Raw genomic sequence first — 16,107 nt, forward strand, 5'->3', positions numbered from 1 at the left:
GCCGGCTATGATGGCGGGTATTCCTGCCGGTCAGTGCGCGATGACACTTCCCTTCTCGGTCGTCACATGCAGGAAGGTGAGGGCCGTCAAAACGCAGCCAACCACTGCCGTTATCGAGAAGATGTAGAAGTTCCACTCCGGCGCGAGCCCTCGCTGCAGCACGGCGCCACCGATCAGTGGCCCGGCGATACCACCCAGCCGGCCGACCGCGAGCGAAAAGCCGAGGCCCGTTCCGCGGATCTGGACAGGATAGAAGCGGCCGACCAGAACATTCGAGAGGATTTGGGTTCCGATCGTACCGGCGCCGGCGAGAGCGACAAGTGCGTACATGAGAACGCCCTGCTTCAGCGTAAGCATGTAGATCGTTGCGGCGCCGATCGCGAACAATATGGCGACAGTCATCTTCACATGGCCCCTATCGGCAATCCGGCCGGCAATGACGATACCGATGGCGGCGCCGACATTGAGCATGATCGCAAACAGCAGCGCCGAACTGATGTCGTAACCCATCTTGTTCATGATGGTTGGCAGCCAGTTCACCATGCCGAAGGTCAGCAGCAGGGAGCAGAAATGAATCCCCCAGGCGTTCAGCGTCAGCGCAAGCCGCCCTTCCGCAAACAGCGCCAGGATACCCTGCTTTCCAGAGGTGGTCGGCTGGTGCAGAACCCGTTCCAGGCCGAAAGTATCGCAGATTGCGTCAGCCTCGGCACGGCGGCCTTTGGCGGCGAGCCAGTCGGGCGACTCGGGCAGTGACTTGATCAGGAACGGCAGTGCCAGCAAAGGCGCGCCGCCGATGATCATTAGGGGACGCCAGCCGTAATGCTGCAGGATCAGCATGCCAAGAATACCCGAGAGAATGCCGCCCAGCAGATAGCCCATAAAGGACAGCGAGTTGGCCAGCGCCTTTCGTTTGGTGGGCGAGAATTCGAGAATGAGTGCGGTCACCGTCGGCAGAAGCGCGCCAAGCCCGAGCCCGCTCAGGAAGCGCGTGCCTGCGAAGACCGGGAAGTTCGGAGCAAGCCCGCTTGCGATCATCATGACGGAAAAGCTGGCGAGGCTACCGAGAACGACTCTCTTCCGGCCAATGCGATCGGCGAGAGTGCCGGCAATTGCAGCACCGAGCAGCATGCCGAACAGGGTCAAGGCGGCGGCGCGGCCGACGAGAGACGGATCCAGGGCCCATTCCACCTGCTTGAGCAGCGCCGGTGCAATGACACCGAAGACCACTAAGTCATAGCCGTCGAACATTATCATGAAGCCGCACATGGCAATGACACTTGCCGTACTTTTGGTTTGCGCCACCATGGCGCTCATTTCCTGCGAAGACATGGCTCCTCCTCCGTGATCTCGCTTTGAAAAAAGGCTGAAGCCCAAAAAATCAAAGACTCCCCTTCGGCATCGGGTTTGTGAACGGCGCGCAAGGCACGCTTGTCCGACAGTCCTCTCCTGCCCGATGCCTACAACAATAAAAGATTGCAAATGCAAATATTGCAAGAGAAAATCTTGCGCCGATTAAAATTATCCTCGGCGGGGGCATCAAATGGGTCGACCGTGGTCGGATTTGCGGTCTCGTCCATTACGGCTAAGAAAATATTTGCATTGACAATAATTGCAAACGCAAATATTTGGTAAAAATCGGAATGGGAGAGAGATCATGCAGATTTTATCCGATGGAATGGTCGGCGCAAATTTTCGTGCCGCGATGCGAAAATTTCCAGCGACAGTCACCGTGATCACGGCGGTAAAGGACGGTATCGACCATGGCATGACAGTCACGGCAGTCACTTCCGTTTCCATGGATCCGCCGTCGCTGGTGATCTGCCTCAACAACAGGACCCTCCTGCACGAAATGCTGCTGTGTCAGCCGGATTTCGCAGTGAATGTGCTCAGTCATGCTCAGCGGCCGCTGTCTGAGGCATTCGCCGGCAAAGTCGAGCCGCATGCGCGCTTCGGACTGGCGAACTGGCGGCGGCACGAGGCCGGCATGCAGCTTCTCGACGATGCGAACGCCAATGTCGTCTGCCGCCGCATGGCTGCCGTGCCTTATGGCACCCACACGCTTTTCATTGGTCAGGTCGTTCACGCGACCGTGGCCCCCAGCACCATACCGCTGATCTACGAGGACGCCCGCTACTGCGTTTCGCAGCCGGCAGCCTGATCGCGGAAGACGAAGGAGGAGATCATGAAACTCGAATTCATCGAAAGCGGCGGGGAAAACCTGGCCCGCATCATGCGCGGCGGTTCCCTGAAGGACCGGGTCCTGCCGCTTCTGCCGACATTCAGGGACCGGGCATTGGCGACCGAAAGGGCGCGCCGGGTGCCGGCGGAAAATATCGCTGCGCTACGCGAGGCCGGCTATTTCGATGCGGTCAAGCCGGCCGCCTATGGTGGCGTGCCGAAACCCTTTTCAGAGCTTGTCGACGCCAATATCGAACTTGCCTCGGCCTGCGCCTCGACAGGGTGGGTCGCGGGCCTTCTGTCGGCACATCAATGGCTGCTCGCCATGTTTCCCAAGGCCGCGCAGGATGATGTCTGGGGCGAAAACCCGGATGCGCTTCTCTGCGGTTCCTATGCGCCGACCTCCATGGCTGAGGCTGCCGAAGACGGTTATCGGCTGAACGGCCGCTGGGCTTTTGCCAGCGGCTGCGAGAATGCCGACTGGTCGCTCTGCGCCGCCATCCTCCCCGCCGAGGGCGAGCGGAAGCCGGTTCCCGCCTTCCTGCTCGTGCCCGCGTCGCAATATGAAATCGAGGACACCTGGGATGTGGCGGGGCTGGCGGGAACGGGGTCCAAGACCCTGATCCTCAGCAATGTTACCGTGCCGAAATATCGCGTGCTCACATTCCCGGATGCCACAAGCGGTCGCACGCCGGGCGCCAGATTCTATGCCCAAACCGGTCTTTTCAACATGCCGCTTCTGACCGGCATTCCGTCCTGCCTCGCCTCCGCCGCCGTCGGCGCGGCGAAGGGCGCACTGGAGAGCTATGTCGCGTCCACCGGCACCCGAGTCACTCGCGGGGCGGTCGCCGGCGGTAACAGCCGCATGGCGGAATTTGCGACGATACAGCTGCGGGTGGCAGAAGCTGCGGCCAGCGTCGATGCGGCACGCGAGATCCTGCTGCGTGACGTGGCGCGGGCCGAGGAACTGGCAGGTTCAGGCAGCGAATTCATGATCGAGGACAGATTGCTGAGCCGCCGCGGCCAATCCTTTGCCGTCAACCTGGCGCTGCGAGCCGTGGAGGCGCTTAACGCGTCCACCGGCGGACTTGGCCTCAACATGGACAATCCGGTGCAACGGGCCTGGCGGGATGCCAATGCCGTCGGCCGCCATATCAGCATGAACTGGGATGCCGTCGGCACAATGGTCGGCCAGCATATGCTCGGCCTCGAGCCGAAGGGCCAATACTGAAACAAGAACAGGGAGAGAGACATGCAAGGCAAAATCGCGCTCGAGGAACATTTCGCCATTCCGGAAACACTAATGGATTCGGCCGGGTTCGTACCGGGCGATTACTGGACCGAGCTTCAGTCCCGATTGCTCGACATTCAGGACAAGCGGCTGAAACTGATGGATGCGCATGGGATCGAAACCATGATCCTGTCGCTCAACGCGCCGGCCGTTCAGGCCATCGCCGAGACGGGACGGGCCATCGATATCGCCCGCCGCGCCAATGATGCGCTAGCCGAAGAATGTGCCGAGCGTCCCGACCGCTTTCGTGCCTTTGCTGCCCTGCCGCTGCAGGACCCCGAGGCGGCCGCCCGGGAACTGGAGCGCTGCGTCAAGGAGCTGGGCTTCGTCGGCGCGCTGGTCAACGGCTTCAGCCAGCGCGCGGATACCGATGGGCTTCTCTATTACGACCTGCCGCAATATCGCGGCTTCTGGGCGACGGTCGCCGCCCTCAACGTGCCGTTCTACCTGCATCCGCGCAATCCCCTGCCGCAGGACAGCCGGATCTATGAGGGCCACCCCTGGCTGATGGGACCGACCTGGGCCTTTGCCCAGGAAACGGCGGTCCATGCATTGCGCCTGATGGGATCGGGCCTGTTCGACGAGCATCCCAATCTCAGGATCATCCTCGGCCATATGGGCGAAGGCCTTCCCTACATGATGTGGCGCATCGACCACCGCAATGCCTGGGTCAAGGTGCCGCCGAAATATCCGGCCAAGCGCCGCATCGCCGACTATTTCAACGAGAATTTCTACATCACGACATCGGGGAATTTCCGTACCCAGACGCTCATCGATGCAATGCTGGAAATCGGCGCCGACCGGATCCTCTTCTCGACCGACTGGCCCTTCGAGAACATCGATCACGCCGCCGATTGGTTCGATACCACGACGATTTCGGAGGCCGATCGGGCGAAAATCGGCCGGACCAATGCCAAGCTACTCTTCGGGATATGAGGGAGGGCAAGATGGTCGCGAACTATCCGCTTTTCACCGAGGAAAACTCGGTCGAGGCCGTCAATACGCGCATGGGCGGGGATATCGATCCCCGCCTGCGTGAGATCATGTCGACGATCGTGCGTCATCTTCATGCCGCGGTGAAGGAGATCGAGCCGACGCATGAGGAATGGCTGGCGGCGATCGAGTTCCTCACCAGGACCGGTCAGATGTGCGATGAGTGGCGGCAGGAGTTCATCCTGCTCTCGGATGTGCTCGGTGTGTCCATGCTGGTCGATGCGATCAACCATCGACGTCCCTCGGGCGCGACGGAGAACACCATTCTCGGTCCGTTCTACGTACCGGAGGCACCGCGTTATGCGCGGGGGACGAACATCTGTCTCGACGGCAAAGGTGAGCCGCTCGTGGTCGGCGGCTTTGTCAGGGACACCGATGGAAATCCGATCGAAGGCGCGTTGATCGACGTCTGGCAGACCAACGACGACGGCTTCTACGACGTCCAGCAGAAAGGCACGCAGCCGGATTGGAATCTGCGCGGCGTCTTCACTACGGACGGAGAGGGCGGCTATCGGTTTCGTTCCGTCAAACCGCGCTATTATCCGATCCCAGACGACGGGCCGGTGGGTAAGCTGCTGGGGCGCCTCGGCCGGCATCCGAACCGCGCGGCGCATATCCATTTCATCGTCAGCGCCGAGGGTTACGATCCCGTTGTCACGCACATCTTCCCCCCGGATTGCCAATATCTGGATCAGGATGCAGTGTTCGGGGTGAAGGAGAGTCTCATTGCCGATTTCCGGACACGGCAGGAGGACGGCGTGGGTGAGGACCAGGGCCTTAATGCGCCCTATTGGCAGGTCGACTGGGACTTCGTGCTGACAAAAAAGGCTGGGACCTGAGATGAAGGACTTCGTCTACAACGGATTGGCAACGCGCGTGATTTTCGGCACCGACACGCTCAAACAGCTTGCCGATGAGATGAAGCGGCTCGGCATGTCCCGGCCGCTGGTCCTTTCCACGCCTCATCAGAACAGCGAGGCGGAAAGGGTAGCGGACCTGATCGGGACACAGGCCGTGATCTTTTCGGGCGCGGTCATGCATACGCCTGTCGAGGTTACGCAGGAGGCAATGAAGGTTGTCGAGAAAACCGGTGCCGATGGTCTGATCGCAATCGGCGGCGGCTCGACAACCGGCCTTTCGAAGGCAATCGCGCTTCGTACGGATCTGCCGCAGCTCATCGTGCCGACGACTTATGCGGGGTCGGAAATGACGCCCATTCTCGGGCAGACCGAAGATGGCCGCAAAGTCACGCTCCGTGACATGCGCGTACTGCCGGAAACGGTTATCTACGACGTCTCGCTCACACTGGAACTTCCGGTGCATTTATCAGCGGTCAGCGGCCTCAACGCGATTGCACATGCGGTCGAGGCACTCTACGCCCGCGACCGCAACCCGGTGACCAATCTAATGGCAGAGGACGGGATCCGCGCGCTGGCGCGGGCGCTGCCGCAGATTGTCCGTGATAGCCTGAACGTTGAGGCCCGCTCAGATGCTCTCTATGGTGCATGGCTCTGCGGCATCTGCCTGGGTTGCGTCGGAATGGCGCTTCATCACAAGGTTTGCCACACGCTGGGCGGCATGTTCGACCTGCCGCATGCCGAAACCCACAGCGTGATCCTGCCTTACGCGATGCGTTACAACATGCAAGCTGCACCCGAAGCGGCCGCAAAAGTGGCGCGGGCGCTGAGTGTGGAGAATGCCGCAACCGGACTCCGGAACCTCACCCGGGAGATCGGTGCGCCGCTGTCTCTTGCTGCAATCGGCATGCCGGGCGAGCGTATAGGCGAAGCGGCCGCCCAGGCGGTGTCCAATCCCTATTGGAATCCGGCGCCTGTCACCGAACCGGCCATTCGCGCGCTGTTGACGGATGCATTCGACGGCGGTTGGCGCGACTGAACTGTTTCGATCTGCGCGCCACAGTGCGGGCTTTTTTGATTCCAAGCACATCAGAGAAAATCGCCGGCACGAAGACTTCATCTTCTCGACGAAGGCCAGATCGATGTCCGCAATGGCCAGCGTCAGATGGTTCACAAACAACCACCGTTTTGTCCTGAAGGAGCGCAATACAGAGACGTGCGCATCGAACCAGGCGTCTCGAACGTCCTGAACTCGGACACATCATCGCCAGCGACGACATAACTGTAATACTGTAATGGCGTTGTAAGAGCTGCGTCAGCGTTATACTATGTAGCCTGACAAAGTGCACAAGTGCTCAGCGTATAGCCGGAGCCAAAGTCCGGTTGCGCGTTTCAACCCGATGAATAAGTAGCCGCGGATCATGGAACTTATCGTCGCCCTTGGCCTGATCGTTTTCAAGGTCGCGTTTCTGATTGCGATCTTGCTGCTGCTGCCGTTGCCGCTGACCTGGCTGGAACGCAAGATCGCAGGGCACATGCAGCAGCGGATGGGGCCGATGCGCGTGGGGTGGCACGGGCTCCTGCAGCCGGTGGCGGACGGGATCAAGCTCTTAACCAAAGAGGACCACATCCCGGCCGAGGCCGATCGCTTCCTGTTCAAACTGGCGCCAATACTGGCGCTCGCCCCTCCCTTTGTGGTGTTCGTCGCGATCCCCTTCGGCGAAAGCATCTCGGTCCTCGGCGCCGAGATCACGCTCTACGTCTCCAACATGAATGTGGCATTACTCTTCGTCTTTGCGGTGATCGGGATCGAGGTCTATGGCGTCATCTTCGGTGGCTGGGCCGCTAACAGCAAATACGCGGTCCTCGGCAGCCTCAGGACCTGCGCGCAGATGATCAGCTACGAGATTCCGATGGGGTTCGCGGTGATCGGGGTGGTCATGTTGGCGCAATCCATGAGCCTGCTCGACATCGTGCGGGCCCAAACCGATGTCTGGAACATCGTCTACCAACCGGTCGGCTTCTTCGTGTTCTTCGTCGCTGGATTGGCCGAAGCGCAGCGTATTCCTTTCGATCTTTCGGAAGCGGAAGGCGATCTGGGCGCCGGCTTCCATACAGAATACAGCGGTATCCGCTTTGCGTTTTTCATGGTCAGCGAATATGCCATCGTGTTGCTGGTGTCGGTCCTAGTGGTGATCCTGTTTTTCGGCGGCTGGAACGGTATCCTAATCCCCTTGCCACCACTGCTCTGGTTTGTGCTCAAGGTCGCATTCTTCGTCTATGTGTTTATCTGGTTCCGCTTCACTTTCCCCCGCTACCGCTACGACCAGCTGATGGCGATCGGATGGAAAGTCTTGCTTCCTCTGTCGATGGCGAACATAATTATATCCGGTGTACTTTTAGGGGCCACGGCGGCTCCGTAGCGAGGCGGCGATGTCGCGCGCGCAGGACAAAGTTGGAACATGGATTGGTTGGGCGTTCTTCGCCGATCTGGCGAATGCGTTGGTTCTGACCTTCGGCTACCTGTTCTCCAGAACCGTAACCATGCAATATCCGGACAAGGAAAAATGGCTCCCGTACTCACGCTATCGCGGGCATCACTTCCTGACGCGTGATGAAGCGGGCGAGATCAAGTGCGTGGCCTGCGAACTCTGCGCGCGGATCTGTCCCTGCGACTGTATCGAAGTCGTCCCCTACGAGGACGAGAAGGGCAACCGGCACCCGGCGAAATTCGAGATCGACACGGCTCGCTGCCTGTTCTGCGGGCTGTGCGAGGACGCCTGCCCAGCGGATGCAATCGCGCTTGGCCAGCAGTACGAATTTTCGAGTTTTTCCTCAGCCGACCTGGTGATCGGGCGCGACGACCTGCTCGCCAAGCCGGGCAAGGCGGCAACCGGCGGCGGCGTGGTTACCGCACGCCTGAATAAGAAGGACGTGCTCGTCGAGACGAAAGAGATGCAGGGCTACAACTGGTGGCGGAATATCCGGCGAACGTGAACGCGCGCCATCCGTCAAGCCGGAGCGCGCAGACAGGAGGCTCAGATGCTTGTCGGCGAAATCATGAAGAACAAGGGTGTCGGTGTCATCGCGGTCGCTCCCGATCAGACGATGGTGGAAGTCTTGAGGTTGTTTCGCGACAACAATATCGGCTTCGTTGTCGTCAGCCAATCGAACGACGAATACCTGGGTTCGCTATCGGAGCGGGATTGCTGCAATGCGGTGGCGGAATACGGGGCCGAGGCGGCGCTGATGCGGGTCGCGGATGTCATGAACCGCAATGTGGCGACCTGTTCGACACGGGATTTGCTCCCCGTCGTGATGGGGATCATGACCCAGCGGCGTACGCGTCATGTGCTGGTCATGGATGGAGGCGACGTTGTCGGCGTGGTCAGTATCGGCGACGTGGTTAAACATAGGCTCGACGAAGCGCAGCGCACAGAGCAGGATCTGCAGGATTACATCTGCGGGACCAGGTATCACTGACGTCGCCGGCTTGATGTGAGGAGGCTAAAGCGCGTCGCATCAAATTTGATCCATGCGACGCGCTTTAGCCCTTTGTTTTTTTGCATGTCGTTATCCCGGAACCGCTGCACACTTCCGGGCGACACGCATTGGGGCAGGGGAGCTTGCGGGAGGCGCAGCGCCCCGACCCCAAATCTTCAGACCCCACGCCAGATCCGGCTCGTGCGGTCGACCTCAAGAGTGGCATGCACCTTCTGGACCTCCACCGGGCATGGGTATTCACCCCGCCGCATCAAGCCGTTGAGACGCAAGGCTCGATAGTTTTCCGGAACGAAGACGAGGCCCTTGGGAAACCGCCCGTCGACCTTGAGCTGCGCCGTCAGTTCGCCCTGGGCGGACCGCACAATGACCTGATCGCCATCCGAAAGGCCAAGCTGTGCGGTATCCTGCGCGCTCATCGCGACATAGGGATCATTGGCGACCGTGTTCAGGATGTCCGACCGTTCGGAAAGATATCCGTTGTGGAACAGGCAGTCGCCGGTGATCAGCATGAGCCGGTCGGCTGCTGGCGGGACGGGCGGCGGGGCAAAGAACCTGGCCACAGGTGCCGTCGGCGCCGCCTTGGTGAATGCGCCGTCGGCGCCAAGTCCATCCTGCGTCAGCCCCTGGTAGGCGGGAACAAGCCGTGCAATCTCGTCGAAAATTTCGCCTTGCGTCGACGGCCGCAGTGCCTGGTTGCGAAGCGCCGCGACGAAGTCGAAGATCGCCAGATTGCTCCGCGCCTCGAAGGCGGGTTCGCGGAATTTGCGGACCTTTTGGGTCCGGCCCTCGTTGTTGGTGAACGTACCGGTTTCCTCGCCGTAACCTGCCGCGGGCAGGACGACCTCGGCAAGGCCCGCCGTATCCGTGAGAAAGGCGTCCTGCACGATCAGGAGATCGACGGCGCCAAGCGCCCGCGTCACGAAATCCCTGTCGGGATAGGCAATCAGGGGGTCGGTTGCGACGATGTAGAGAGCGCCCATCCGCCCGCCGACGCAGAGCTCCAGAATGGCGTCGAGATCCGCACCGGGTTCAGACGGGATTTCGGCGCCCCAGTTCCGCGCAAGAGTTGTGCGCGCTACATCGTCGGTTACCGCCCGCAGCCCCGGCAGAGCCGCCGGCAGAACTCCCATGTCCCAGGCGCCCATCTGGTTGGCACGGTCGAAGAGGAACTGCATCGTCAGGCCCTTGCCGAGCAGGTGCAGAGCCTGCAGCAGGTTATTGATCTGCTGCAGCGTCGCGCTCGCTTCGGGTGATCTCAGGAGGTCGACGCTGACAAGCACGGTGACGCTGCGGCCTTCCTTGAGCGCGGCGGCGAGACGATCCTGCCCGTCTATGCCGGTTTCCGCCGCTGGCTTGCCGATTGTCGCGCCGATGCTCGCAAGAACGTTGCCCGGCAAGGCCTCACCAACTGCCGCTACGAGACCGGCCACCACAGCCGCAAGGCTCGCCGCTTCTCCGCCCGGCAGCACGCGAACCACCACCCTGGCATCGGCATCCAGACGGGATGGCCGCGCCGAGAGCATGAGCAATCCGGTCTGCCGCCGCCGCACGCCATCCCGCAGCAGGTATTCGGTGACCGGGTTCTCCTCGGTGACGTTGCCGCCGACGACGAGCACGCAGTCGTTGCCGATCACTTCGTCCAGCGGTGCGCGGCTATGGAAGGCTGCCATTAGCGGGCCGAGCGCATCGAAGGGCGTGGACCAGCGTGACGAGCAATCAATGCTGTTGGTGTGGAATGCCGTCCGCATCAGCTTCTGAAACTGATAGAGTATCTCGTTGGGCAGGCGAGGCGAGGCCAGCCCGCCGGCAGCCTTGCCCTCGACGGCCGACAGCCGCTGGCGCAGATAGTCCCCCGCTTCGTCCCAGGAAACCGGAACCAGGGCGCCATCACGACGGATCATCGGTCGCTTGATCCGGTCCCGGCTCGCGACGAAATCGAGGCCGAAGCGTCCCCGAACGCAGAGCACTTCGCGGTTAACTCCCTCGTCCCACTTCGAGCGCACCCGCATGAACTCGCCCTTGCGCGTGCCCACCGTCAACTGACAACCGGTGCCACAATGCGGGCAGACCGTATCGGTCTCGACCAGATCCCAGGGCCGCGCCTTGTAGCGATAGGGGAAGCTCATCAGCGCGCCGACCGGGCAGACCTCGACGCAATTGCCGCACTGGTCGCAGCTTGCGAGACTGCCCTCGAAGCCGGTGACGGCGGTATCCATGCCTTTTTCGACGGTACCCAGGGCGACCGCGCCGACGACCTCCTCACACATCCGGACGCAGCGCTGGCACTGGATGCAGCGGTTGACGTTCATGATGATGACCGGGCTGAGACGGATGTCCTCGGAATGGAATACACGTTTGGGATCGTGAAACTCGCTTTTGCGAGGCCCGTAGGCCATCACCATGTTCTGAAGCTCGCATTCGCCGCCCTTGTCGCAGATCGGACAGTCGAGGGGGTGGTTGGCGAGCAGCATATCGAGCATGGAAGCGCGCGTTTCCTCGATCAGAGCTGTGTTCGCCCGCACCACCATGCCCTCGGTGACGGCGGTGGCGCAGGACGGCTGCAGCCGCCGCTGCCCCTCGATCTCCACCAGGCACATGCGGCAGGAGGCCAGCGGCGGCAGACGCTTCAGATAGCAGAAGGTTGGGATATCGATGCCCAAACGCCGGGCGGCCTGCAGCACTGTCGAGCCAGCCTCAACGTCCAGCGTTTGTCCATCGATCGTAATGCTAACCATACTTCCTCGCAGTCCTGTCGCGGTGCAGGCCTTCAGTGAAAGGGGCACCTGTGCTCCTCGATATGGGCGACGAACTCAGCGCGAAAATGCGCGAGTGCCGCCCGCAACCCCATCGCCGCCCCGTCACCCAAAGCACAAAACGTATTGCCGAAAATGCCCTTGCAGAGCATCTCCAGCTGCTCCAGATCGCCGGCGACACCTTCGCCGGCCTCGATCCGGCGCAGGACCTTTACGACCCAGTTCAATCCTTCCCGACATGGCGTGCACTTGCCGCAGGACTCATGATGGAAGAATTCGATGATCCGGGTCGCGACCTTGACCATGCAGGTCGAGTCGTCGATCACGATGACGCCAGCCGAACCGAGCATCGAGCCGGCGGCAGCCAGCGAGTCGAAATCCATCCTCACCTCCAGCCCGTGCTCCGGTATAACCGGCGCTGAGACCCCGCCCGGGATTACCGCCTTGATTTTGCGTCCCGGCAGCACGCCGCCGGCGTGGTTCTCGACCAGTTCGCGCAGCGGTATGCCCATCGGCAATTCATAGAGGCCGGGTTTGCGCACCTGCCCACTGAGGCAGTAGAGCTTCGGGCCGGGGCTCTTGTCCGGGCCGATGCCCCGAAACCAGTGCGGCCCCCGCATAACGATATGCGGCACGCAAGCGAGCGTCTCGACATTGTTGATCACTGTCGGGCTGGCGTAGAGCCCGGCCACGGCCGGAAATGGCGGCTTCAATCGCGGCTGCGCCCGTTTGCCCTCGAGCGACTCGAGCATCGCAGTCTCTTCGCCGCAGATATAGGCGCCGGCGCCGCAGTGGATGTGTACGGCGAAATTGAAATCCGAGCCCAGAATGTGCTTTCCGAGATAACCCTTTGCATGGGCCTCGGCGATCGCCTGCTCCAGACGACGGATCGCCGTCACATATTCTCCACGAATGTAGACATAGGCGGTTTCGGCCCCAATCGCGTATGCACTTACCGCCAACCCCTCGATCAGTTGATGCGGGTCGCGCTCCATGATGATCCGGTCCTTGAACGTGCCCGGCTCGCCCTCATCGGCGTTGCAGCACAGATATGTCGGCTTGCCGGTCCGCTTCGGCACGAAACCCCATTTCATGCCCGTTGGGAATCCGGCACCGCCGCGGCCGCGCAGGTTGGACCGTTTGACGAGGTCGATAACCTCGTCAGGCGTGTTTTCGCGCAGCACCTTGGCCAGAGCCTGGTAGCCTCCGCCGGCCTCGAAGGTGGAGAGCAGATGGCCATCCCGAACATCGACATTCTTGAGGAGGATCGGTTCGAACATGACGCTATTCTCCCGGCGGTGCTACTGAGGCGAGATCGGCACCAGTCGCTTGCCCCGCCTCGGTTCGCAACCTGTCGAGAAGCGCGTCGATACGCGCGATATCGAGGTCGCCGTGATAGTCGTCGCCGACCTGCATCACTGGAGCCATCTCGCAGGCGCCGAGGCATTCGACGGTCGAAAGCGTGAACAGCAGGTCTGGGGTGGTTTCGCCCGTCTTGATCCCGAGGACCTCCTCCAGATGCCTCAGCAGGTCCTCGGATCTGCACAGCATGCAGGAGACGTTGTCGCAAAGCTGCAGGTGGAACATGCCCACCGGTTCGGTATGGAAGAGCGTGTAGAAGGTCGCCAGCTCGTAGACCCAGATCCGCTCGACTCCGAGAATGTTGGCGACCTCCTCCAGCAGCGGACCCGGCAGATGGCCATGCTCCGTCTGCGCGATCCGAAGCGCGGGCATGATCGCCGAGCGCTGGTCGGGATACCGCGCCGCCGCCTCTTCGATCTTTTCGCGCATGGTCATCACGTCCAAGTCCTCTGCTACTTGTCCACCTCCGCCATCACGGGGTCGAGGCTGCCGAGCACGGCGATCATGTCCGCCAGATAGCGGGCGTTGGTGACCCCGAAGAGGGCCTGAAGATTGACGAACGAGGGTGCCCGCACCTTCATGCGGAACGGTTTCGGCGACCCGTCACTGATGATGTAAAAGCCAAGTTCGCCCTTTGGCGCCTCGATCGCCGAATAGACCTCGCCCTTCGGCACCTTGAAGCCGTAGGCCGACAGGTCGAAATGCTGGATCAGCGCCTCCATCGAGCAGTGCACCCGATCCTTGTCCATCGGGAAGGCGATTGTCGGCATATCGATCTGGAACGGCCCCTCAGGCATCTGGTCGATGCATTGTTCGATGATCCCTATGCTTTCGCGCATCTCGTCGACGCGGCATCGCCAGCGTGCATAGCAATCGCCCTCGTCACGGGTGATGACGTTGAAATCGAGCCGGTCGTAGATCTCGTAGGGCTCATCGCGCCGGATGTCCCAGTCGACACCGGAAGCACGCAGGTTCGGGCCGCTGAGGCCGAGATCGACGGCATCCTCGGCGGAGATCACGCCGATCCCCTTCGTGCGATTGAGAAACACCCGGTTATCTTCGAGCAGTCGCTCATAGTCGCGGATCCGGTTCGGGAAGATGTCGCAAAACTCCCGGATCTTGGGGAAGAATCCGTCAGGCAGGTCTTCGCGCACTCCGCCGACCCGGCAGAAGGAGGTGTGCATGCGCGCACCACTGATCATTTCCAGGAGGTCCATGATCATTTCACGTTCGCGCATGACGTAAAGCAGCGCGGTCATGGCGCCGAGATCCATCGGCAAAGCGCCCGTGATCAGGAGGTGACCGGAGATCCGTGCCAGCTCGGCCATCATCACGCGGATATATTGCGCCCGGATCGGTGCTTCTATGCCGAGGAGTTTCTCCACCGCCAGCGCGAAGGCGAGGTTGTTCGAGGGCGGACAGAGATAGTCGAGCCGGTCCGTCAGCGGGAATATCTGGGTATAGGTGAAGCTCTCCGCCAGTTTTTCGGTGCCGCGGTGGAGGTAACCGATATGCGGATCGACGCGCTCGACGAACTCGCCGTCCAGTTCGAGGACGAGCCGAAGAACCCCATGGGTGCTGGGGTGCTGCGGACCGAGGTTGAGAAGCACTTCCCTGGTCTTGAGCGCTTCGCCCTCAGGCCTGCTGAGCTCGGTGACTTCGGTCATCTCAACGTTCCGGCGTAGAACGGCCTCCCTTACGGAATGCCCCTGGTGGCAAGGTCGGGCTGCGTTGGCGGCGGACCTTCGGCACCGAAGGGGTTCAACTTGTCCTTATAGCCCCTGAGGGGGAAATCCTTGCGCTGGGGAAAGCCCTCGAAGCCCTCCCACATATAGATCCGGCGCAAGTCGGGATGTCCCGCGAACCGGATGCCATACATGTCCCAGGCCTCACGCTCATGCCAGTTGGCGGTGCGCCAGACTCCCGTGACCGAAGGCACTTCAGGAGGATCGCCAAGGCGGCATTTGATGCGGACCCGCCACCTGTTGGGCAGCGAATAGAGATGGTAGACCGCCTCGAACCGCGGCGTTTCGGGATAATGATCGACCCCGCAAACGTCCGAGAGGAAATTGAATTGCAGCGCCGGATGCTCTTTCAGGAACCGGCAGAACTCGACGATCCTCTCGGGCGGAACGGCAAAGGCGTCGATACCGTGCGCAGTGCCGAGGTCCTCGATTGTTTCTCCGAAGCGCTCCATGATCGGAGCGCGATTGAGGGACGGCTCCGCACTCATGATGCTATAACCCGATCCAGAGGCGTGCCGGCGAGTGCCCGCGACCGCTTGATCTTTTCTTGAAGCAGAAGGAAGCCGTGCATCAGCGCCTCAGGCCGGGGCGGACAGCCAGGCACATGCACATCGACGGGCACGAAGGTTTCTGATCCCTGCACCACGGCGTAGGTGTTGTAGACCCCGCCCGAAATAGCGCAGGTGCCCATGGCGATCACCCAGCGCGGTTCCGGCATCTGGTCATAGAGCCGCCGCACGACGGGCGCGAATTTCCGGGTCACGGTGCCGGCGATGATCATGACGTCGGATTGTCTCGGCGAAGGGCGGAAGACCACGCCGAACCGGTCGAGATCGTAGCGGGCGCAACCGGCGGAGATCATCTCGATGGCGCAGCAGGCAATGCCGAAGGTCTCCGGCCACAGCGCCGATCTCCGGCTCCAACTGATGATGCTGTCGGCCGTGGTGAACAGCACGCTGTCGCGGATCGCGTTGTTTACGCCTCCCATTCCAGCGCTCCTTTCAGCCAAGCGTAGGCGAAGCCCACGAGAAGCAGCAATATGAAGATGAACATCTCGATATAACCGACCAGGCCGATCTCTTTCAGGACGACGGCCCAGGGAAAGAGAAACATCGCTTCGACATCGAAAACGACCAGCAGGATCGCGAGGATAAAGAATGGCACCCTGAAGCGGCCCGCCGCCGCCTCGCCCGCTGCGTCCATGCCGCATTCATAGGGCATGTTCTTGGCGGGATAAGGATTGGATGGGCGCAGCAGTGAGGAGACGAACAACGTCACCCCCGTCACCAGAACGACTCCGGCGACCATGAAAAGAACCGGCAAAAATTCCATTGCAGTCATATCACTGCACCGGTCGCCCATCGACCACGCCGCGGCGCGACTTGGGCAATCCTTCCTCTGCCTTCAAGTTTATTCCGTCGGTG

The 16,107-nt window shown here is 61.3% G+C and carries 16 protein-coding genes; 8 read left to right on the forward strand and 8 right to left on the reverse strand.

Annotated features, from left to right (window positions below; genetic code table 11):
* Positions 1–30 precede the first annotated feature (30 nt).
* On the reverse strand, positions 31–1,329 hold the full coding sequence (locus tag CO671_RS01930) for an aromatic acid/H+ symport family MFS transporter (RefSeq protein WP_097604118.1): 1,299 nt from the start codon (positions 1,327–1,329) through the stop codon (positions 31–33).
* 325 nt (positions 1,330–1,654) lie between these two features.
* Between CO671_RS01930 and CO671_RS01935 the strand changes: the two genes are divergently transcribed.
* From CO671_RS01935 to CO671_RS01970, 8 genes are all read left to right on the forward strand, one after another.
* On the forward strand, positions 1,655–2,158 hold the full coding sequence (locus CO671_RS01935; RefSeq protein WP_097604119.1) for a flavin reductase family protein: 504 nt from the start codon (positions 1,655–1,657) through the stop codon (positions 2,156–2,158).
* A 72-nt stretch (positions 2,159–2,230) separates the two neighbouring features.
* Entirely contained in the window at positions 2,231–3,409 is a 1,179-nt protein-coding gene (locus CO671_RS01940; RefSeq protein WP_097605041.1) for a flavin-dependent monooxygenase, read from the forward strand.
* 21 nt (positions 3,410–3,430) lie between these two features.
* Positions 3,431–4,405, forward strand: a complete 975-nt coding sequence (gene tsdA / locus CO671_RS01945; RefSeq protein ID WP_097604120.1) for a gamma-resorcylate decarboxylase — start codon at positions 3,431–3,433, stop codon at positions 4,403–4,405.
* 11 nt (positions 4,406–4,416) lie between these two features.
* Positions 4,417–5,301, forward strand: coding sequence for an intradiol ring-cleavage dioxygenase (locus CO671_RS01950; protein WP_210201904.1), 885 nt, complete (start codon positions 4,417–4,419; stop codon positions 5,299–5,301).
* Between the two features lies 1 nt (position 5,302).
* The gene (locus tag CO671_RS01955) at positions 5,303–6,358 is read left to right on the forward strand and encodes a maleylacetate reductase (RefSeq protein WP_097604122.1); all 1,056 of its coding nucleotides are present in this window, start codon (positions 5,303–5,305) and stop codon (positions 6,356–6,358) included.
* Between the two features lie 382 nt (positions 6,359–6,740).
* The gene (gene nuoH / locus CO671_RS01960; protein WP_097604123.1) at positions 6,741–7,742 is read left to right on the forward strand and encodes an NADH-quinone oxidoreductase subunit NuoH; all 1,002 of its coding nucleotides are present in this window, start codon (positions 6,741–6,743) and stop codon (positions 7,740–7,742) included.
* 10 nt (positions 7,743–7,752) lie between these two features.
* A complete protein-coding gene (locus tag CO671_RS01965) occupies positions 7,753–8,316 on the forward strand; it encodes an NADH-quinone oxidoreductase subunit I (protein WP_097604124.1) in 564 nt (187 codons plus the stop codon).
* A 45-nt stretch (positions 8,317–8,361) separates the two neighbouring features.
* Positions 8,362–8,802, forward strand: coding sequence for a CBS domain-containing protein (locus tag CO671_RS01970; protein ID WP_097604125.1), 441 nt, complete (start codon positions 8,362–8,364; stop codon positions 8,800–8,802).
* A 176-nt stretch (positions 8,803–8,978) separates the two neighbouring features.
* Here CO671_RS01970 and nuoG read toward each other — a convergent pair whose 3' ends face one another.
* Genes nuoG through CO671_RS02005 form a run of 7 tightly spaced genes read right to left on the reverse strand, consistent with a single transcriptional unit; the run spans position 8,979 to position 16,024 of the window.
* A complete protein-coding gene (nuoG, locus tag CO671_RS01975; RefSeq protein ID WP_141514443.1) occupies positions 8,979–11,558 on the reverse strand; it encodes an NADH-quinone oxidoreductase subunit NuoG in 2,580 nt (859 codons plus the stop codon).
* A 32-nt stretch (positions 11,559–11,590) separates the two neighbouring features.
* On the reverse strand, positions 11,591–12,856 hold the full coding sequence (gene nuoF, locus CO671_RS01980; RefSeq protein ID WP_097604126.1) for an NADH-quinone oxidoreductase subunit NuoF: 1,266 nt from the start codon (positions 12,854–12,856) through the stop codon (positions 11,591–11,593).
* Positions 12,857–12,860: 4 nt separating this feature from the next.
* Entirely contained in the window at positions 12,861–13,373 is a 513-nt protein-coding gene (gene nuoE, locus CO671_RS01985; RefSeq protein ID WP_097604127.1) for an NADH-quinone oxidoreductase subunit NuoE, read from the reverse strand.
* 17 nt (positions 13,374–13,390) lie between these two features.
* Positions 13,391–14,605 (reverse strand): NADH dehydrogenase (quinone) subunit D, encoded by a 1,215-nt coding sequence (gene nuoD, locus CO671_RS01990; RefSeq protein ID WP_097604128.1) that lies wholly within the window; start codon positions 14,603–14,605, stop codon positions 13,391–13,393.
* A 29-nt stretch (positions 14,606–14,634) separates the two neighbouring features.
* Positions 14,635–15,171: an NADH-quinone oxidoreductase subunit C gene (locus CO671_RS01995; RefSeq protein WP_097604129.1), complete on the reverse strand. Its 537-nt coding sequence runs from the start codon at positions 15,169–15,171 to the stop codon at positions 14,635–14,637.
* Entirely contained in the window at positions 15,168–15,671 is a 504-nt protein-coding gene (locus CO671_RS02000) for an NADH-quinone oxidoreductase subunit B (protein WP_003582024.1), read from the reverse strand. The genes CO671_RS01995 and CO671_RS02000 overlap by 4 nt, the downstream gene beginning before the upstream one ends.
* Positions 15,659–16,024: an NADH-quinone oxidoreductase subunit A gene (locus tag CO671_RS02005; RefSeq protein ID WP_097605042.1), complete on the reverse strand. Its 366-nt coding sequence runs from the start codon at positions 16,022–16,024 to the stop codon at positions 15,659–15,661. Before CO671_RS02005 ends, CO671_RS02000 begins: the two co-directional genes overlap by 13 nt.
* Between the last annotated feature and the right edge of the window lie 83 nt (positions 16,025–16,107).

The sequence above is a fragment of the Rhizobium sp. M10 genome (assembly GCF_002531955.1).
Taxonomy (GTDB): domain Bacteria; phylum Pseudomonadota; class Alphaproteobacteria; order Rhizobiales; family Rhizobiaceae; genus Rhizobium; species Rhizobium etli_C.